This is a genomic window from Mycoplasma anserisalpingitidis (assembly GCF_007859615.1).
Classification (GTDB): Bacteria; Bacillota_I; Bacilli_A; order Mycoplasmatales; family Metamycoplasmataceae; genus Mycoplasmopsis; species Mycoplasmopsis anserisalpingitidis.
On the sequence record NZ_CP042295.1, the window covers coordinates 252,548 to 272,973 of the forward strand.

The following is a 20,426-nucleotide window of genomic DNA, read 5'->3' on the forward strand; positions in this document are numbered from 1 at the left end:
AAATATTTTTTACTAAAGTGCATATAAATTAGTTGTTTTATTTTGTGTAATTAATTATACTGAATTTAGTTAAGATAACTCTAGTGGTTTTTTGATTTAATCTAATATTAGCCAAATAAATTTACACACAAAATTTTTGCATTTATTTGTTAATTTTTTTAAAAAATATTTATAAATAATGTAAAATAATAAAGCACGCCCGAGTGGTGAAATTGGCAGACACGCTAGACTAAGGATCTAGTGGAGAAATCCATGCAGGTTCAAATCCTGTCTCGGGCACCAGAAACGCAACAGCGTTTTTTTTTTTTTTGCTGAGAAAAAAGTCAAATATTAATTAAATAAATTTATTATTATTTAAATAATCATTATATTTTTTGTATTCTGGACAAATTTCTATTAATTTTTCATAAAAAACTTTGTCGTGATTATGACCTTTGGTATAAAAATGAGCAATTTCGTGAAAAATAACTGATTTAATTTCTTGAATTGAATGGTGAATTAATATTAAATTAAAAATAAAACTTTTCTTTGAGTAATTTATTTTTCCATAAAAACTTTTAATATTATTTTTTACGATTAGATTATATTCATTTAATTTTGGATCATTAAAATCAGTAATTGTTTGCTTTAATAACTCGATTAATTTAGTTGCAAGATATTTATCAATAGATTTAGAAATTTGTTTAGGATTTTTACAAATAATAATTTCATTAAATTCATTTAATAAAGAAATGAGTTTTAGTTCAGGTATATATTTGTAAAAAATTTTTTTACCAAAAATAACAAAATAATTCTCTGAATTTTTTTTATAAAAATTTATTTTGTGGAATTTTGAAATTTTGCGTTGAATTTTTTTAATAAATTTGTCATCTTTATCATTATTTTTATTGTAATTGATAATTAATTTATTTTCATTTTGTGCTCAAGAGTAGCACAAATTTGGTTTATTATTTTCGTTAAATTCAACAATGTTTTCTAACTTATCTAATTCTTGATAATGCATAATTTAATTTTACTTCAATTAATAAATTTAAAATAAAAATAGCAATTTGCTATTTACTCTTTGAAAGTTTTTGTTTTCTTTCGGTACCATTAATCAATCTTGAGATGTTGCTTCTGTGTGCGAAAATCAATAACATAGCACAAACAGTAAAACAAATTCCTTCGATATAGAAATATCCAGCATTATTTTTAAATATTGCAAGAATTCCTTGAGACATTCATGGACAAAAACATACAAAAATCATTAAAAATGCTGTTAGCATACTTGCGAGTGAAACATATCTTGTGATAAAAATAACACTAAAAAATATAAAAGCTGAAATAAATAAATTCAACGGATTTATTGCAATTAAAACACCAAGAGAACAAGCAGCTCCTTTCCCACCTTTGAAATTATAAAAAATAGGGTATATGTGTCCGATTACAACCCCAACACCAGCTAGCATAGGTATGATTAAATAAGTACTTGTTGCTGGTATAAATCTAGTTAAAAGTGAAAAAATCATAACTGTTAGGTAAGATTTTAATATATCAAGAATTAGAACTGCTAGGGCGAATTTTCCGCCATAAGTACGTAATGAATTAGTAGCCCCAGCATTTTTTGAATTATAATCACGAATGTCTTGCGATTTTCTTTTATGACTTAAAATAATTGAAGTGTTTAGACTTCCAACTAAATATCCAATTATAAAAATAAATAAATTAATTAAAATTATTACAAAAATTTTCATGCTTATATTTTATATTATTATAAATAATATTAGTAAAGCAAATGTGAATTATAAAAAGTTAGCAATTAATTAGCTCGACTGCTAAAATTGTGGTACAATATTATCAGGAGGTTAATATGGAAATGAATTACACACCAAACGATAATCGTCCTGCTTTAGAAAAATATGGTAGAGATTTAACAAAACTTGCTAAAGAAAATAAATTAGAACCGGTCATTGGTCGTGATGACGAAATAAGAAGAATGATTAGAATTTTAAGTCGTAAGACTAAAAATAATCCTGTTCTTATTGGGGAACCAGGGGTAGGTAAAACCGCCATAGTAGAAGGCCTTGCTAAAAAAATTATACATAAACAAGTTCCTGAAAATTTATTGAATTGCAGAGTAATTGAAATTGATTTAGCTTCATTAATTGCCGGTGCTATGTATCAAGGTCAATTTGAAGAGAGATTAAAAAGTATACTAAAAGAAATTGAAGAGAAAAAAGATGAAATAATTATTTTTATTGATGAAATTCATATGTTAATTGGAACTGGTAAAACTGGCGCTGATTCAGGTATGGATGCTGCTAATATTATCAAACCTTTAATGGCACGTGGTGCACTTCATTTAATTGGTGCAACCACTTATGATGAATATCAAAAATATATCGAAAAAGATGCTGCATTAGAAAGAAGAATGCAAAAAGTTATTGTTAATGAACCAAGCATTCAAGATACAATAACAATTCTTCGAGGAATTAAAGAAAGACTTGAAAGATTCCATAAAGTTAAAATTGACGATAATTCACTTGTTTATGCAGCTGAATTATCTAGTAGATATATTTCAGACAGATTTTTGCCTGATAAAGCTATAGATTTAGTTGATGAAGCTGCTGCAACAATTAAAACCGAAATGAATTTTATTCCTGAAGATTTAGAGAAATTAAATCAGGAAAAAATTAGACTTGAAATGGAAAAATTAGCGTTAAATTCAGCAACAAAAAAGGATAATCAGATTATTGAAATTAATGCTAAAAACTTAAATGAAACTGATATAAAAATTAAAGAATTAAGAAAAAAATGAGAATCTGAAAAAAATAAACTTAAAGATGTTATTAGTCTTCAACAAGAAATTGAAGAACTTAAACATAAATTAAACAGATCATTAAATGACGGTGATTTTGAACAAGCTTCGAAATTAAAATATGGGTTAATACCCGAAAAAGAAAATAAACTTGAAGAAATTAAGAATGCTAATTTTGAATTAATCAAGGATACAGTAACTAAAGAAACAATAGCTCAAATTGTTTCGAAATGAACAAAAATACCTGTAAATAAGTTAATTCAAGAAGAAATAGATAAAATTTTATCTCTTAAAGATAATCTTAATAAAAGAATTGTTGGACAAGAACAAGCTGTAAAAGAATTAAGTAATACAATAATTCGTTCAAAAGCTAATATTAATGATCCAAACCGTCCACTAGCTAGCTTTCTTTTTGCTGGTCCAACTGGAGTTGGTAAAACAGAATTAGCTCGTCAATTAGCTTATGAATTATTTGACTCAGAAAAAAATATGATCAGACTAGACATGTCTGAATTTATGGAAAAACATAGCGTGTCTAAAATTATTGGTTCTCCACCAGGTTATGTCGGATATGGTGAATCAGGAAATCTTTCTGAAGAAATTAGAAAAAATCCTTACACAATTTTACTTGTAGATGAAATTGAAAAAGCACATCCAGAAGTATTGAATATTTTCTTACAAATGCTTGATAATGGACAAATAACAAACTCAAAAGGTAAGATAATTAATTGTAGAAACTTAATTATTATTATGACTACAAATATTGGAAGTTTGGAAATATTAAATAACGAAATAAAAAGCGAAAAAGAACTAAAAGATTTATTATTAAAACATCTTAAACCAGAATTTATAAATAGGTTTGATGAAATTATAAAATTCAATCCCCTTTCAGTTGAAAATGCTAAAGAAATATCAAAATTAGAAATTAATAAATTAATTAAAAGAATTTGAGACACCCACAAAATAAAAATTTCTTTTGATAATTCGTTGCTTGAATATGTAGTTAAAAATAGTTTTGACAGCGAATTTGGTGCTAGACCAATTAAAAGATTTATACAAAAAAATATTGAAACATTTATTAGTATGGAACTTATTCAAAATAAATTAAGAGTTGAATATGAGTATACTCTAAGTGTTAAAAATAATGAACTAAATTTAAAATAAAAATGAATAGTCAACTATTTAAGATTGACTATTTTTTATTTCTTCAATTTTTTCTAGTCTTTGTTTTAAGTATTTTGAACAATGTTTTAGAAATTCTTTATTTATGTTGCTGAATGTTTTTAATTCATCATAATATGGGTTAAAATTTTCACTTAATTTAACTAATTGACCATTTTCACTATCATAACTAATTAAATATCTATCAAAGTGTTTATGAAAATTAGGACTTAGATTTAGATAATTGTATTTATCAGAAATAATTTCTAAATTATTCTTAAAGTTATATTGAATTTCTTTTGATGAATAGGAAGATTTATTTTTCATAAATTTATTATTTTTTAATTCATTCATTATTTTTTCTTTCACTCATTCAACGTTGTAAATATGACATTTTTCAGTTTCATTTTTGCAATCAAATGCTTGAATATCAAGTTTTTTGATTTCTTGAATATATTTACTTCTGTGTTCTTTAACGGCAGTTTCAATTGAGATTTTACTAGTCAATTCTTCAATTTGTTTTTTTATTGCTTTTCTTTGATTGTTTTTAGCTAATGCGTCAAAGTCTGTTTGTTCTAGCATTATATGAAAATTTTGTATTTCCTGAGATTTGTTTAGAGTATCATCATTAAAATCATTAAAAAAATCATCACTATATTTTAAAATTTCTCATTTTCTGTTTCCATTGTGTGTTATGTATGAAATACTGTCGAAAAGAATAGGAAAGTTGTGATATTTATTTCCGTTTTTATCAATAACAATGAATTCTGAATTTTTCGGTTTTCCAATTGAACCACTAGGGTTATTTCCTTTAAGAATTGAAATTAATCCTTTTAATGTTTTTGATTTTAAATAATTATTAATTTTTTTGTTAAAACTGTTTAACTGTGATTGATTTAATTCATGCAGATTATGTTTAGTTGTATCTGATCTTTTTTCTAATTTTCAATTATTTTCCTTGCAGAACTCATCTCTAAATTTGACAGCATCTGATTTTTTTGAGACTGATAAATGTGCAGGTGTTTGATATGAATCAAATCAAACTTCATGGAAGTCTATTTTTGAATCTATAATTGTTCATAAGTTATCTGTATCAACTATAAAATATATAATTCCTTTTGCCTTTGCAGACTTTGAAGATTTATTGCTATAGCTTTTGGTTTGAAAATTGAGTTTATAATATTTTAGTTTCATTTTACCACCTCATTAAAAATAGCCTCTAATACTTCAACTGAGATGGAATTACCGGAAAGAAAAATAATTTTGTTTTCTGTAACCATTTCAGATTTTTTGATTTTTAAATAATCTTTCTTATCGAACCCCATATACTGAAGTGCTTCACAAGCATTTATATATCTGAGCTTATTTTTTTCTGGGAAATAGAATTTTAATCTGCTGTTTGCTCCTGATGCTGTTAAAGTTGGACCTTTGCCATTTGTTAAGTAAACATATGTTTCTGAATTAAAGTTACTGTAATTTATTAACCTTGCTTTACTAATACCATTAATACTTGCATTGAATGGTGAAAGTTTATATTTCTCTATTAAATTACTACAATCAATTCCTTCATTACTCTCTTTTACTATGCTAGAAACTTTTTTAGGTTCTTTTCTTTGTAAATTATTAAAATCAAATTTTTTGTTTGTTTGATTATTTAGTATGGAAACAGCAAAAACTCTTTCTCTGTTTTGGGATGAACCAAAATCAGATGAGTTCAATGTTTGGAATGAGGTAGAATATCCTAAATTTTCAAGGGTTTTTACTCATTCGAGAAAATTATTGAGAAATTTCTTGCTTGTTAGTGCTTTAACATTTTCCAAGATTAACACTTTAGGTTTATGTTCTGAATTTATTAAAATTCTTTCTATTTCATAAAGAAGTCCTGAACGAGTCCCTTTTTCTAAACCTTTTTGTTTTCCTTGCTGACTTAAATCTTGACATGGGAATGAATATGTCATAATATCAATATTAGATTGAAGGTTATCAACTTTAGTAATGTCAGTATAGTTTTCTAACTTTTTATTTGTCTTATAAACCTTATTAAAATAGTCATTATTAACAAAAGCATACAAATAAGGAAAGATTTTTGATAGATTTTTATTTTTTATAAAGAAGTTGTTAGAAACAGGTGTTTTTGAATCGGCACTAAAGGTATATTTACTTAAAATATCGTTCATTTGTTCTCTAGTGAGTTCAGTTTCGGGTTTTAATTCACCATAATGAATTATTAAATAGGAAACTATTGCATCTATGTATCATTCACAACAACCACTTGAGATAACTTCTAGTTCAGAATTCTGTGCAACATTTTTTAGTGCTTTGTATTGCGAACCTATTCCTGAGAAAAATTCAAAAAGTCTTATTGTTTTCATAAGACCTCTTTAAAAAAATCATTATTAATAGACTTATCTCTTAATATATATATATATATATATTAAGAGATTGAATAGTAGATTTATGCAAAATAGTATTTAACATATCAACCTCCTGTTTATTTATGCTTAATTATAACGAAAAGAAGATATAAGTAAAGTAAATAAAATTCATTGATAACTATAAAAATTTTAAAATAAAAAATTGAGCCTTAAACGCCCAATTTAACTGGTTGTATGATCTTAAAAGATTCCAAACAATCCATGTTCTCTTTGTGAAACAGTTCATAAAAGACCATCTTTTGCTGTATCTTTGTAAATAAAGAAGTCAGAGATGTATGCAATCATAACTGCAATAAACACTAATAAAATTACAATGACTGCAATTGTGATAATTAATTTAATTTTTGAATTTTTATTTGTGTTTTTTTGTGTATCTTGTTGTAATTCTTTTGTCATAATATACCACCGTTTTTTAATAAATTTATTTTACCATAATATCAAGAAGTTGAAATTTATTTTGGTTACATAATTTATTTAAAACATTAGGAGTTTTCTGGTGCCAGTTACGAGAATCGGACTCGTGTCGCTTGATTACGAGTCAAGTGCTTTACCACTAAGCTAAACTGGCGTGGCGGTTAGTGAGGGATTCGAACCCTCGCGGATGTTTCCACCCCTGCCGCTTTTCGAGAGCGGTCCCTTCAACCGGACTTGGGTAACTAACCTTTTATTTACATAAATTATTATACATTAAAAGATTAAACAAGTGCATTAAGCTTGAATGTTTTATTAATATTTTAATGTTTAATAAAAATATTATATATATAATTTAATTATGAAAAAAATAGTTCCAATAATTCATAATAAAATTTGAGGTTATGAGATTTGATTAGTTTCGTCTTTGGAGGGTATGGAAACTAAGTTTGCAGATAACTCATTAGTAAAAAATGCACCATTAATTAAAATTATTCATGCTAAGGAACCTCTTTCAGTTCAAGTTCATCCTGATGATTTGTTAGCAAGAGAAATAGAAAAACAAAATAATGGCAAAACTGAAACTTGATTTGTTTTAGACTGCAATTCGAATAGTGAAATGGTTTTAGGCTTAACAAATTATGATAAAAAAGTTGTAGAAAATAAATTGAAAAATAACAATTTAGGTGATATTTTGAATATTGTAAAAGTTCAAAAATCTCGTTTTTACAATATTCCTGCTGGTTTAGTTCATGGTTTGGGTACAATGAGTAAATCGAATATTACTGTCATTGAAGTTCAACAACCTTCTGATACAACTTATCGTCTTTATGATTATAAAAGAGTCGATAAAAATAACCAAATGCGTGAGATTCATGTAGATAAAGCATTAAAATGCATTAAAAATCTCGATTATAATGCTGAAATTAAAACTAATAACAACGAAGATCTTTATTATCAAAACGAATTTTATAAATGTGAATTGATATCAAATTCTAAAGTAACTAAAGATAACGGTTGAGCAATAGTTTATGAAAATGATAATTATTTTGCTTATCAAGTAAGTGCTGGTGAAGTTCTACCTAATCAAGCAATATTCTTTGTTAGTTGAATTAAAAATTAAATTATGCTAGGTTGACATTCAAATGTCAACTTTTTTTATAAAACAATAATCATTAACAAAAATAAAAATTTATTTATTTTATTAAATAATGCTGAATTAATTAATAGATGTAAAACTAATTTACTTGTTTGATTTCATAACAATAAAATTGTCATGATTTATATTTTTAATAAAGTTAAACACAGATAGCATACAATTTCATAGAAAATGTTTCCTTTTTTTTTTTTTTTTTTGATCGTATTCAAAAAATAAAAAAATACAACAATAAAATTAAAGTAAGGAATTGAAAAAGAAAGGCAAATTTTATGAAAAAATATATAAAAACAATAATATTAATGTCAACTACAGCAATTGCAACTTTGCCAGCAACAATTTTATCTGTGAGTTGCAATGATAAGTATGAAAGTGAAGAATTGAATGAAATATATACTCAGAAAGAGTACTATAAATTAGATGAAAGTGGTGAAGTTTTGATTTGAGTTGATAAAAGAATAAAAAACTTTAATGTCAATCAAGAAGAAACAACAAAAATAAAATCTATAAAACCAAGAGTTTTTGAAGATTGCAAAGATTTAAAAAGTGTTATTATTCCTAATAGCGTAACTTCAATTGGTTCATTTGCGTTTTCTTCTTGTGAAAATTTAAAATCAATAACTATTCCTAATAGTGTAACTTCAATTGAACCTGGTACATTTTATCGTTGTTCAAGTTTAGAATCAATTACTTTACCAAATAAAGTTACTTCAATCGGACAACAAGCTTTTAATGGTTGTTCGAGTTTAAAATCTGTAACTATTCCAAATAGTGTAACTTCAATTGGTTATTCAGCATTCAGTTATTGTTCAAATTTAGTCTCAATTAATATTCCTAATAATTTAACTAAGATTGAATCAGAAGTTTTTAGTAACTGTTTTAGCTTAACATCAATTACTATCCCTAATAAGGTAACTTCAATTGATAAATTTGCATTTACTAACTGTTCAAGTCTAACATCGCTTGTTATTCCAGATAAAGTAACTTCAATCGGTGTTAAAGCGTTTAATGGTTGCTCAAATCTAACTTCAATTACCATTTCAAATAGGTTTACCAAGATTGATGAAGGTATGCTTAAAGGTTGCTCAAATCTAACGAAAATAACTGTTTGAGGAAACACTTTTTCAGTCGGAAATTATGGATGATTTACTGTATTTAACTACTTTGTAAGAGGATAGAATTGGTAATTCATTTATTTTTTGTATCATCTATATCGCTATCAATATTTATGATTAAACAGTGATTAAACAGTTTATTAATTTTATTAAAAATTAAATTTCAAATATTATTTATGTTCTTGAATAGCATTGTCTAATTCTCATTTTTTATGTGCATATGATGCATCGTAACATCCATAAATATTAGAATTTCTTTTAATTTCCCTTGAGATTGTACTAACTGATCTTTTAAGCATTTTTCCAATTTTTTTTTAATGTTTTAATTCCGTAATGAATTTGAATTATTAATCTCTCTTCTGGTTTTAATTGTGTATAATTCATATGATCTCATTTCAAATAAATGGTTAAAAGAGAAACTGTTTGCAATCTGTTTGTTTCTCTTTTTTTATTTTAAATCAAAAAAGTACAAACGCAAATACGTTTGCACTTCAAAGTATAATCAAGGAAGTTGACATTTATTTGTCAACTTTTTGTGTCCTAGTTTACCTCCAAGGTGGTAGAACATTACATATTTTGACTCTCTTGATAGTAATCGAGTGATCTTTATTACTTTATAGCCTCGCCTAATTTTACTTGGAGCGAATCCCAATGCTTTTTAGTCTCGCATAATTTTACTTGGAGCGAATCCCAATGCTTTTTAGTCTCGCATAATTTTACTTGGAGCGAATCCCAATGCTTTATAATGTTCATATAAATTATAACATTATTTTAGATAGTTCTTTAAAAAGTTAATGTCCGCTGGTAAATTTGTTGAAAATTTGATTTTTTTATTATTCATAACTTTATCGTAATGCGTATTCACCTTTTTAAGTATTCTTGCTTTGTTTCTCTTTATGTAGTTTAATTGTTTCAGTATTAAATTTCCGTACTTCTCATCTTTTTCTATATTAATTCTCTTAATCAAAATTTCAGATACAGGAATTATTTTTTGTATTAAAAGAACTCCTAATGAATTGTTATCTTGATCAAACATTTTTTCAATTTGATTAGAATTATTACTAATTTTTAAATGTTTTTCTTTAGGTGAAGTCAGTGGAATTATAAAGGTGTTATTTTGTATTGAAGTTAATATCCCTAAATGCGCTTTTATATGTTTTTTATAATTTTCATTATAACTTACTTCATTATCGAATTCATATAAATATTTTAAGTAGTCAATATCAATTTCACAAAAAACTATTTTATTCATTTTTAATTCATATTTATTATCAAGTCCATTCATATATTTAATTATATATTTAACTAAATTTTTTGTAAACAACTACATAGGTAATTTAAATATTTTGCTTATATAAAATATATAATTTAATTATGAAAAAAATTGTACCAGTAATTCATAATAAAATTTGAGGTTATGAAATTTGATTAGTTTCATCATTGAAAGGTTATGAAACAAAATTTGAAGATAATTCTTTAGTAAAAAATGCTCCATTAATTAAAATTATTCATGCAAAAGAACCACTTTCGGTTCAAGTTCACCCAGATATGATACTTTAGCTAAGGAAATTGAAAATAAAGAAAATGGTAAAAGTAAAACTTGATATGTTCTAGACTGTTAAAAAAATAGTGAATTAGTTTTAGGACTAAGAAGATATGATATTAATGAATTAGTAAAAAAACTATCAGAAAATAATTTATCAAGTATGTTAAATATAATTCAAGCACAAAAGAATAAATTCTATGATATACCCGCTGGGTTAGTGCATGGTTTAGGAACTCCAAATCACGCTAACATTAAGGTTCTTGAAGTTCAACAGTCTTCAGACATAACTTATAGATTATTTGATTATAAAAGATTAGACAAAAATAATAAATATAGAGAAATTCATGTTGGAAAGTCATTAAAATGTGTAAAAGAAATTGAATACATCTCCGGAGGGATCTCGAAAAATCATTTATATTTTGAAAATAAGTATTATAGTTGTGAGGTTGTTAAAAAATCAAAAAAAGTAGAAAAACATGGATGAGCAATTGTTTTTGAGCATAATGAATACTTTGCTTTTGAATTATCTAAAGGTGAAATAACACCAGAACAAACAGTTTTTTATGTAAGTTGAAAATAAGAGGAATTAGTTGATTACTAGTTTCTTTTTTAATACAAAAATACTATAACTAATTAATTATTAGTAATATATAAGAATTATAATGTTCACAACTTTGGAAATAATTATATTTCAAGTAAGTAACTACATTCGTATGTGGAATTATTAACGTCTATATTCATATTTAGAGTTAAATAACTATATATATATATATATAGTATACTAAAAATGTTATGAAAAAACATTCAAAATTAATAATATTAAACACATCAATTTTAGCAACATCATTCCCATTTGCGGTATTATCTGCAAGTTGTAATGATAAAAAAGAAGACAAAAAACCTGAAGTACCAAACACTCCGAATAATTCGCAAAACGGAAACACTACTAAACCAGAAAACCCATCAAGTGAAATCGAAAATCAACCAGGTACACCCGAAAATGGAGATTCGACTAAACCAGAACAACCTGAAAATCCAGATAAAAATGGTGAAACAGAAACTAATCCTAACACACCAACTGAACCAGAAACACCAAATAATGGTTCTAATCCTGAAACAACAATTCCAGAAAACCCAGATAAAAATGGTGAAAATCAAGGTTCAAATCTAAACGGTGAAACAGAAACTAATCCTAATACACCAATTAAACCAGAGATATCAAATAATGGATCGAATCCTGAAACAACAACTCCAGAAAACCCATCAAGTGAAATCGAAAATCAACCAGGTACACCCGAAAATGGAGATTCGACTAAACCAGAACAACCTGAAAATCCAGATAAAAATGGTGAAACAGAAACTAATCCTAACACACCAACTGAACCAGAAACACCAAATAATGGTTCTAATCCTGAAACAACAACTCCAGAAAACCCATCAAGTGAAATCGAAAATCAACCAGGTACACCCGAAAATTGAGATTCGACTAAACCAGAACAACCTGAAAATCCAGATAAAAATGGTGAAAAAGAAACTAATCCTAACACACCAACTGAACCAGAAACAACAAATAATGGTTCTAATCCTGAAACAACAATTCCAGAAAATTCCAATACCACAAGTGGAGATAATGTTGACAACCCAACTACTGAACCAACTCCTGTAGATCCAAAACCAAACCCTGATGATAACAGTTCAACAAACCCTGGAGATGAAACAACTACAACCCCAAATACAAACGGAAATGTTTCACCTGAAGTTGAAGAGTTAAATGATTATGCTAAGTTAATGAAAGATAATTTAGAAATTATTCCTGGTATGGAAAAACATTTCTATTGAGCTATAGAAAATAATTATGACTTTTACTTTGATATTTTAAATCAATCAATAGTTTGTGTTCCTTCATACACAAGAGTTAATTGAATTAACCCGAACTTCTGAGAAGTTTTAAGATTTAAAAAATCAATATTACCTAGTAGAGATTATTTTCCTACAAACTATGATGAACCATCATTCATTACTGTAAATAGGAAAAAAATTGATTTTGAATTTGATGAGGAAAACAATATTATTTTTAGATTTAAAATTGGATTATATCAAGGATTCAGAAAAGAAGGATTAACTTCAACAATTGGTGAAACGGCAAATTTAGGTAAAATATCTCAAATTGCTGAAAAACCTAGTGAGGATTCAGTTTCATTGAAACCCCAACCCAACCCAAATGAAAATCTTTCACCTGAAGTTGAAAAGTTAAATGATTATGCTAAGTTAATGAAAGATAATTTAGAAATTATTCCTGGTATGGAAAACCATTTTTATTGAGCTATAAAAAATAATTATGACTTTTATTTTTATCGTGATAATCAGTCAATAGTTTGTGTTCCATCAAATACTATAGTTAACTGAATTAATCCGAACTTCTGAGAAGTTTTAAGATTTAAAAAGACAATATGACCTAACTCTCAATTCGTTCTTATTAATTATGATAGAACTTTATATATTTTTCGTTATCATAATCTTCATATTTTATTAACAAATGATAAAAAACTAAATTTTAAATTAGATGAAAAAAATAATATTATTTTTAGATTCAAAATAGGAACATGAAATGAAAATGATGATGATGTGGCATCAACAGTCGGCGAAACTGCAAATTTAGGTAAAATACCTGAAATTATTGAAAAACCTAATGAATATTTAGATTTAGATGGTTATATAAGTCCTCAATATTATGAAATTGTTAATAATACTCTAGTTTCTGTTGATAAGAATATTGAAGGTCATTTCAAAATTAGAGAAAACATTAAAATTATCGGACCTAATGCATTTAGTGGATGCACAAACTTAACATCAATTACTATCCCTGATAGTGTAACATCAATTAAGTATAATGCATTTAGTGGATGCACAAACTTAACATCAATTACTATCCCTGATAGTGTAACATCAATTGAGTCTAATGCATTTAATGGATGCTCAAGTTTAACTTCAATTACTATCCCTGATAGTGTAACATGAATTGGTGATAGTGCATTTAGTGGATGTTCAAGTTTAACTTCAATTACTATCCCTGATAGTGTAACATGAATTGGTGATAGTGCATTTAGTGGATGCACAAACTTAACATCAATTACTATCCCTGATAGTGTAACATCAATTGAGTCTAATGCATTTAATGGATGTTCAGGCTTAACTTCAATTACTATCCCTGATAGTGTAACATGAATTGGTGATAGTGCATTTAGTGGATGTTCAGGCTTAACTTCAATTACTATCCCTGATAGTGTAAAACGAATTGGTGATAGTGCATTTAGTGGATGTTCAGGCTTAACTTCAATTACTATCCCTGATAGTGTAACATCAATTAAGTCTTATGCATTTAGTGGATGTTCAGGCTTAACTTCAATTACTATCCCTGATAATGTAACATCAATTGATTCTAATGCATTTAGAGGATGTTCAGGCTTAACATCAATTACTATTCCTAATAGCGTAACATCAATTAGATCTAACACATTTAGAGGATGTTCAAGTTTAACTTCAATTACTATCCCTGACACTGTAACTTCAATTGGGTCTAATGCATTTAATGGATGCTCAAGTTTAACTTCAATTACTATCCCTGATAGTGTGCAATCAATTGGCACTTCTGCTTTTGAAAATACACCATTTTTAGAAAGTTTAAAAAAACAATTTGGTGATGACCCTATAGTGATAAACGGTATTAAATACGAAACTCTTCCTAACTTTTAATAATGTAATTAATAAATTATGAACAACAAGTTGTTAATCCTATAATTAATTTATTAAAATGTCATAAAGTATTTATCATATTAAACTATTGAGTTTGATATGGTATTTTTTTATTTAGAATTTTAATTTAAATATAAATCATTTTGTATAACTACATACTTGTAGAATATAGATACAGTATTAGGTATAAGAGTCCATCTTTTTCTTAAGTTTTAGTGTTTGAATATTAATATTAAGTTACATTGATGTATTTTTTAGCATTATTCAAATTAATTTAATATGAATTAAAACTAGGAATATTGACTAGCAATATATTTGAATACAAACTCAGTCACAATAAGTTTAAAATAAAAAACACATTTGCTAATTACTCCTGTGTTTCCAAGTTGTAAGTAAAAACATGAAATTAACCAATTATTTTGCCTAATTTCATGTTTTTTATTAAATTTACATAAGAATTTTACATATACTTACTTATTAATTTTTCTATGTACTGTAAATCATTGTTTAATTTCTTTGAGTTCTCGTATTCTACTGAAACAACTATACCATTGACTTCTTTAGTAATTTTTTGAGCAGCCTTAAGAATGTCAAGGAATTTAGTTACAGTGATGTTTTCAACTAAACCCAAATCCTTTAGATAATGTTCTCCAATTCAATGAATAGCATATTTAAGCACAACTAAAGCTAAAAAAGATAATAAAACATATGCTTCTATGTGTTTGTAAGTTCAAACAAACATTGGTCTTAACTCCAAAGTACCTTTAAGAACTCTGAAATTTTCTTCTATTTGTCATTGTTTTTGATAAATTGAAATAATTTCACTTGGGGAAATGTTTAATAAAGATGTTTCATAAATGTAATATCCATCAAATTGTTCATCTTCTTCAATTTTGTCGTAATTCAATTTGTATAAAGTGTCTTCATTAACTTTTTGGAAAAATTTATATTTTTTAATTGAGTTTAAATCAGAAGCTGAAACCATTCCGTTTTTAGCTTTTTTATAGAAGTTATTGACTAAATTTTCTCTATCTTTTCTGTCTTTTGAAGCTCTTGATGAAGAGTAAGAGATAATTCTTCGTCTCACTTTATCGTTTTTTCTACCATTTTGTCAAGTTGAAAAATATGTTTGTTCTTTATACTTAAATTCTTCACCATAATTAACGTAGTCATCTTGTTTTAACACATACTCTTTGACTTTTTTACTTCCTGCCTTCATACGATATGAAATGATATAGTCAATTCCGTATGCTTCTAAAAACCTAATGTTAGCGTTTGTACTCATCCCTTTATCGCAAACAATTACAGCCTTTTCGATTTCATAAATTCTTTTCATCTCAAGCATAAAATGAATGAAAGTTTTTGAATCAGTCGTATTTCCGGGGAACAATTTATAATGCAATGGAATTCCATTTTCATCTGTAATTAAACCAATAACTACTTGATCTTCTTTAAATTTTCCATCTTTAGAAAAACCAGGAACTCTTATTCCTACCCTTGAAAATGATTCGAAATAAGCAGTTGTTGTATCATATCAAAGAACTTGTAATTTCCTTTTATTTTCAGATACTAATTGATTATTTATATTTTTAAGAATTCGTTTTTTATTATCAAATAAATAATCTAAAGCATTATAGAAACTAGTTTTTGATACTGGCAAATCTGTATCAGTATCTTCTTGAGTATTAAAACATCTAAAAATACTTGATTTTTCAATAATTCTTTTTTGAAGCATATATCTAAAAACATCAATAACATTTTTTGATTTTGTACTTGACATATTTTCAAAAATATTTAGTTTATTAATAAATTTGTCTAATATTTCCAGTGAATAATTTGTTATCTTTATCTTATTTGTAGATTTTTTAAGAAAATCATCAATTATGGGTTTCAATTTATTTCTATCTCACTCAGTATCTCAATTTTCACATTCTGTTTTTAATGCATTTATTGGATCTGGGTGATATTTCATCAATTCATCAAGACTTCCAACACCTATTAATTTTTTATAACCTTTTCCATAACCGGCACTTATCCCGATGCTAATGTAATAAGTGTCTTTTTTCTTACTTTTAGTTACAAGTCATTTATCTTTTTTCATAACTTATATTATACCATAATTCTTATGTAATGTTGTATAAAAAAATAAAATTATTTTGTGTTCTTTTATACGTAGTATAAAAGGTATAAAAAATAGAGCCGTTTTTATGACTCTAACTTGGAAACTCAGGTGAAAGTATAATTGTGTAAAATAGGTTTATTTCTTAGTTTGCTGTGAAATTTGTCTTTTTAGTTCAAAATCACTTCTGTATAAATAATCATCAATTGCTTCAGCTAAACCAGCTTGCCTTACATCTGAAGTGTGATATTTAGCCACTTTTTTAGTTTGTTCATCTGAGTTAGCCATTGCATAAGAATACCCAACAATTTCAAGCATTTGTTGGTCATTTTGACTATCACCAATAGCCATAACATTATCTAAGGTAGTATCAAAGATATTTTCACACATTCATTTAATTGCTGACCCTTTTGACACACCTTGCTTAGTAATTTCCATGTGTGATCCAAGGTAGATAATATTTAAGTTAATATTTGCTTTTTTGAATGTTTCATATGCTTTTTTAATTTCTTCTTCAGTCCCATAAACTTCGATTTTATGAATATCTTCGTTTAAACGTCCATCAGTAATTCAGTCTTCATATTCAAGAAAATCACTAAGGAATCTATACATTGCTTGATCATGATTTTTTAAGTAGTATTGATCAGTTCCAAAATAGTAAAGTTTAATATTTTGCTCGTCAGCTAAATCGAATATTTTTTTAGCTTCTTCAAGCGGTATATACTCAATATGAACAAATTCATTTTTTAAGTTATCATAAATAACTGCTCCATTTGAACAAACCATGTATCTAGATTTGGTTAATGAAGCTAATTTTTTAATTTTTTCAAAAGGCCCATTTCCAGTATTAAGAATAAATGGAACTCCTTTTTCGGTAATTTCTAATAATTTTTTTCTGTTTGCTTCAGGTAAAGTTTTGTCTGGAAAACCATAAATTGTTCCATCGACATCACTAAAGATTGCTCATTTACTTTTCATTTTATTCCTTTACTTTTATTTGTTTAACTTATAAATTTTTGCATGAATTTTAGTAGCTTTTGAAATTTCATTTCATACTATTAAACCAAAACCTAGTCCTACTGGAATTAATCATAATTCAAATGGGTATACGTTTGAGTCATACATTTTAAATACAGTTCTTACTCCAGGAACATAAGCAGCAAGAATAACACAGAATACTGAGAACATACTTGCTAAATATACTAACTTAAATCTTTTTACACTGCATTTAAAAATTGATTTATGACTTATTAAATTTAGTGAACTTAATGAAGTGGCCATTCCTAAAGTTACAAAGCAGGCAGTTGAAGTCACTTTAACAAAGTCAATTCCAGTAATATTATATTTAGTTGCAATTAAAGCTATGATTGAATATGATAATAATGATAAAAGCGAAACTATTGAAGATTGAATCATTAAATTAATTCCCATACCTCTAGCAAAGATTGATTCATCTTTATTAAATGGTTTTCTATTCATAACATTATCACCACTGTGAACCATACCTAGTGCTATAGCTGGTAAACCGTGAGTTAAAAGGTTGATTCAAAGTAATTGAGATGCTGAAAGAACTCAAAAATCAGCATCATTTATTTGTTGTGCAAAGGTAAATCTAAACACAAATAGACCAATCATCATAACAATAATTTCAGTTACTGATGAGATTAGTAAATTTAAAATAACAGTTTTGATTTTGTCAAAAATTTCTCTACCACCACGAATTGCTTTAGTGATTGTATTGAAATTATCATCAGTTAAAATAACGTCCGCAGCCTGTTTGGAAACATCAGTTCCTGTTATCCCCATAGCACAACCAATATCTGATGCTTTAAGAGCAGGAGCATCATTGACTCCATCACCAGTCATAGCGACAACTTTGTTGTGTTTTTGTCACGCTTGTACAATTCTAAGTTTATCACTAGGATTTACTCTTGCATAAACTGAAACTTTCTCAACAGTGTTGTATAATTCTTCATCACTTAATTTTGCTAGTTCTGCACCAGTTAAAGCAATATCATTTTCGTTGAAGATGTTTAAATTTTTTGCAATTGCAACAGCAGTAGTGATATGGTCCCCAGTAATCATAACTGGTTTTACACCAGCACTTAAACATTCTAGAATTGATTGTTTAACTTCTTCTCTAGGTGGGTCAATTAAAGCAATTAATCCAACAATTTCTAAATCTTTTTCATCGTTAAAGTTAATTACTTCAGTATCGCTAGGCATTTCTTTTTTAGCGACAGCAATTACACGATATGCTTTATTAGATCACTGTTCATTAAGTTCTCTAAATTTCTTATCAGCATTAGTTAAATTAAAGATAATGTCTGGTGCACCTTTAGTTATCATAATTTTACGTGAATTATTTTCAAGAAGTACAGACATTAATTTTCTTTCACTATCAAATGGTAATGCAGAAACTTTTTTATATTTCTCTAAAATTTCATTTTTAGTTAAATCAATATCTAGTCCAGCACGTATAATTCCTGTTTCGGTTGGATCTCCAACTTCAATTAATTCTTTGTCAACAATATTTATTTCAGCATCTGAACAAGCTATTGCTGCACTAAGAATTTGTTTAAATGAAGTTTTATCTTTGGTTTCTGAAAGTAATTTATTTTCTGAGAATAAATCAACTACAGTCATTTTATTTTGAGTTAATGTTCCGGTTTTATCTGAACAAATAATATTTGTTGATCCGAGTGTTTCGATAGCTGGTAGTGATTTAATAATCGCATTTTCTTTAGCCATTTTTGAAACACCAATAGCAAGAAGAACAGTTGTAAAGGTTACTAAGCCTTCAGGTATAGCTGCAACCGCTAAACTAATTGCGGTAATTAAAGAGTTTGAGTAAACATCAATATTTGTTCAAGTTCCCTTAAGAGTGTTAATTAAAACAATTTGAATAATTAAACTTACAAAAAGTAAAATAATTCCTGCTCAACCAAATAATTTACCCATTTTGTTTAATTTATCTTGTAATGGAGTAGTTGTAGTTTTTTGTTCTTGGATTAAATTGTTAATTTTTCCAATTTCAGTATTTTTACCAACTGAATAAACTACAGCAAGTGCACGTCCATTAGTTGAATAAGTTCCTGAAAAAACAATGTTAGTTTTTTCGGCTAAAATATTAGTTTGTTTTATATTTTTATCAGCATTTTTCTCAATTGCAACACTTTCACCAGTTAGTGAAGATTCAACAACATAGAAATTGTATGCTTCAATAATTTTTGCATCAGCTGAAATAGTATCACCAGATTCAATTACAATTAAATCTCCGACAACTAATTCTGAAGCAGGAATTGTAATAGTAATTCCGTTTCTTACAACTTTAGCATTTTGTTCATTTATTTTTTCTAAAGCTCTAACTGCTTGATCACTTTTAACTTCTTGATACGCACCAAGCATACTATTAAGAGCAACAACTAAAAGAATAATAAATGGTTCAACAAAACTTATGATTATTTCAGTACTACTTCTATCTTTATTGGTGTATAGTTCATAAAACGCTACACCAAAACTAATTACTGCAGCAATAAGTAAGAGAATAATCATAAAGTCCTTGAATTGGTTTAAAAAAGCAATAAAAGGATTAACTTTTTTATTCTGAGTCAAAATATTTTTCCCGTATTTTTCTCTGTTTAATTCAACTTTTTCAGTAGATAATCCAGTTTTAATATCGGTAGAGTTTATTAATTCTTCAATATTTGTATCCATATCTTTTCCATTCATTTAATAAGTATTTATTTAAATTGTATATTAATAATTAAAATTATTAAGCATTTGATATGTGTAATGTTTAGTTGAAATAAATGTGACTCTAATAAAAAATAGAGAATGATTTCTCTATATGTTTTGCATTATTAATAATAAAAAATCCCACAAAAGTGGAAATTTTCAAACCGAATCATTTATACCCCACAACCATCGGCA

At 26.7% G+C, this 20,426-nt stretch carries 15 protein-coding genes, 3 tRNA genes and 1 pseudogene; 7 read left to right on the forward strand and 12 right to left on the reverse strand.

Translation table 4 applies throughout. The features are described 5' to 3' along the window. Nucleotides 1–197: 197 nt before the first annotated feature. Nucleotides 198–282 (forward strand) — tRNA-Leu (locus FRW55_RS01090). A 52-nt stretch (nucleotides 283–334) separates the two neighbouring features. Here FRW55_RS01090 and FRW55_RS01095 read toward each other — a convergent pair. Both FRW55_RS01095 and plsY read right to left on the reverse strand, forming a co-directional pair. Then, nucleotides 335–1,003: a YgjP-like metallopeptidase domain-containing protein gene (locus tag FRW55_RS01095; protein WP_146368370.1), complete on the reverse strand. Its 669-nt coding sequence runs from the start codon at nucleotides 1,001–1,003 to the stop codon at nucleotides 335–337. Between the two features lie 49 nt (nucleotides 1,004–1,052). Further along, nucleotides 1,053–1,733, reverse strand: a complete 681-nt coding sequence (gene plsY, locus FRW55_RS01100) for a glycerol-3-phosphate 1-O-acyltransferase PlsY (RefSeq protein ID WP_146368371.1) — start codon at nucleotides 1,731–1,733, stop codon at nucleotides 1,053–1,055. Nucleotides 1,734–1,855: 122 nt separating this feature from the next. On the opposite strand from plsY, the gene FRW55_RS01105 reads away from it, so the two are divergent. After that, entirely contained in the window at nucleotides 1,856–3,961 is a 2,106-nt protein-coding gene (locus tag FRW55_RS01105; protein ID WP_336603151.1) for an ATP-dependent Clp protease ATP-binding subunit, read from the forward strand. An 18-nt stretch (nucleotides 3,962–3,979) separates the two neighbouring features. Here the strand turns inward: FRW55_RS01105 and FRW55_RS01110 are convergent, their stop codons facing one another. The 5 genes from FRW55_RS01110 to FRW55_RS01130 form a co-directional block, all read right to left on the reverse strand. After that, nucleotides 3,980–5,152, reverse strand: coding sequence for an MAG4270 family putative restriction endonuclease (locus FRW55_RS01110; protein ID WP_146368373.1), 1,173 nt, complete (start codon nucleotides 5,150–5,152; stop codon nucleotides 3,980–3,982). After that, nucleotides 5,143–6,330, reverse strand: coding sequence for a DNA (cytosine-5-)-methyltransferase N-terminal subunit (gene dcm_N, locus FRW55_RS01115; protein ID WP_146368374.1), 1,188 nt, complete (start codon nucleotides 6,328–6,330; stop codon nucleotides 5,143–5,145). Before dcm_N ends, FRW55_RS01110 begins: the two co-directional genes overlap by 10 nt. Before the next feature lie 243 nt (nucleotides 6,331–6,573). Beyond that, the gene (locus tag FRW55_RS01120) at nucleotides 6,574–6,789 is read right to left on the reverse strand and encodes a hypothetical protein (RefSeq protein ID WP_146308768.1); all 216 of its coding nucleotides are present in this window, start codon (nucleotides 6,787–6,789) and stop codon (nucleotides 6,574–6,576) included. A 98-nt stretch (nucleotides 6,790–6,887) separates the two neighbouring features. Next, nucleotides 6,888–6,961: transfer RNA gene (locus FRW55_RS01125), tRNA-Thr, on the reverse strand. Between the two features lies 1 nt (nucleotide 6,962). Further along, nucleotides 6,963–7,055: transfer RNA gene (locus FRW55_RS01130), tRNA-Ser, on the reverse strand. Between the two features lie 110 nt (nucleotides 7,056–7,165). Here FRW55_RS01130 and FRW55_RS01135 point away from each other — a divergent pair. Both FRW55_RS01135 and FRW55_RS01140 read left to right on the forward strand, forming a co-directional pair. After that, on the forward strand, nucleotides 7,166–7,927 hold the full coding sequence (locus tag FRW55_RS01135; protein WP_146368375.1) for a type I phosphomannose isomerase catalytic subunit: 762 nt from the start codon (nucleotides 7,166–7,168) through the stop codon (nucleotides 7,925–7,927). A 305-nt stretch (nucleotides 7,928–8,232) separates the two neighbouring features. Further along, on the forward strand, nucleotides 8,233–9,138 hold the full coding sequence (locus tag FRW55_RS01140; protein ID WP_146368376.1) for a leucine-rich repeat domain-containing protein: 906 nt from the start codon (nucleotides 8,233–8,235) through the stop codon (nucleotides 9,136–9,138). 117 nt (nucleotides 9,139–9,255) lie between these two features. Here FRW55_RS01140 and FRW55_RS04275 read toward each other — a convergent pair. Together FRW55_RS04275 and FRW55_RS01150 are read right to left on the reverse strand one after the other, a co-directional pair. Continuing rightward, nucleotides 9,256–9,459, reverse strand: a pseudogene (locus FRW55_RS04275) (helix-turn-helix domain-containing protein); the annotation flags it as partial. Between the two features lie 382 nt (nucleotides 9,460–9,841). After that, nucleotides 9,842–10,360, reverse strand: a complete 519-nt coding sequence (locus FRW55_RS01150; RefSeq protein WP_146368378.1) for a type III toxin-antitoxin system ToxN/AbiQ family toxin — start codon at nucleotides 10,358–10,360, stop codon at nucleotides 9,842–9,844. An 89-nt stretch (nucleotides 10,361–10,449) separates the two neighbouring features. Here FRW55_RS01150 and FRW55_RS01155 point away from each other — a divergent pair, with 89 nt between their 5' ends. From FRW55_RS01155 to FRW55_RS04205, 3 genes are all read left to right on the forward strand, one after another. Continuing rightward, complete coding sequence (locus FRW55_RS01155; RefSeq protein ID WP_146368379.1) at nucleotides 10,450–10,635, forward strand: cupin domain-containing protein; 186 nt, start codon at nucleotides 10,450–10,452, stop codon at nucleotides 10,633–10,635. A gap of 146 nt (nucleotides 10,636–10,781) precedes the next feature. Then, entirely contained in the window at nucleotides 10,782–11,201 is a 420-nt protein-coding gene (locus FRW55_RS01160; RefSeq protein WP_146368380.1) for a cupin domain-containing protein, read from the forward strand. A 212-nt stretch (nucleotides 11,202–11,413) separates the two neighbouring features. After that, a complete protein-coding gene (locus FRW55_RS04205; protein ID WP_272898364.1) occupies nucleotides 11,414–14,374 on the forward strand; it encodes a leucine-rich repeat protein in 2,961 nt (986 codons plus the stop codon). A 460-nt stretch (nucleotides 14,375–14,834) separates the two neighbouring features. On the opposite strand, the gene FRW55_RS01170 is transcribed toward FRW55_RS04205, so the two are convergent. The 3 genes from FRW55_RS01170 to FRW55_RS01180 all read right to left on the reverse strand — a co-directional run bounded on the left by FRW55_RS01170 (nucleotide 14,835) and on the right by FRW55_RS01180 (nucleotide 20,225). Continuing rightward, nucleotides 14,835–16,475 carry an IS1634 family transposase gene (locus tag FRW55_RS01170; RefSeq protein ID WP_146368381.1) on the reverse strand — a complete coding sequence of 547 codons (1,641 nt, stop codon included), beginning with the start codon at nucleotides 16,473–16,475 and terminating at the stop codon, nucleotides 14,835–14,837. 156 nt (nucleotides 16,476–16,631) lie between these two features. Beyond that, entirely contained in the window at nucleotides 16,632–17,471 is an 840-nt protein-coding gene (locus FRW55_RS01175) for an HAD family hydrolase (protein ID WP_146368382.1), read from the reverse strand. A 15-nt stretch (nucleotides 17,472–17,486) separates the two neighbouring features. Continuing rightward, nucleotides 17,487–20,225: a cation-translocating P-type ATPase gene (locus FRW55_RS01180; protein WP_336603152.1), complete on the reverse strand. Its 2,739-nt coding sequence runs from the start codon at nucleotides 20,223–20,225 to the stop codon at nucleotides 17,487–17,489. Between the last annotated feature and the right edge of the window lie 201 nt (nucleotides 20,226–20,426).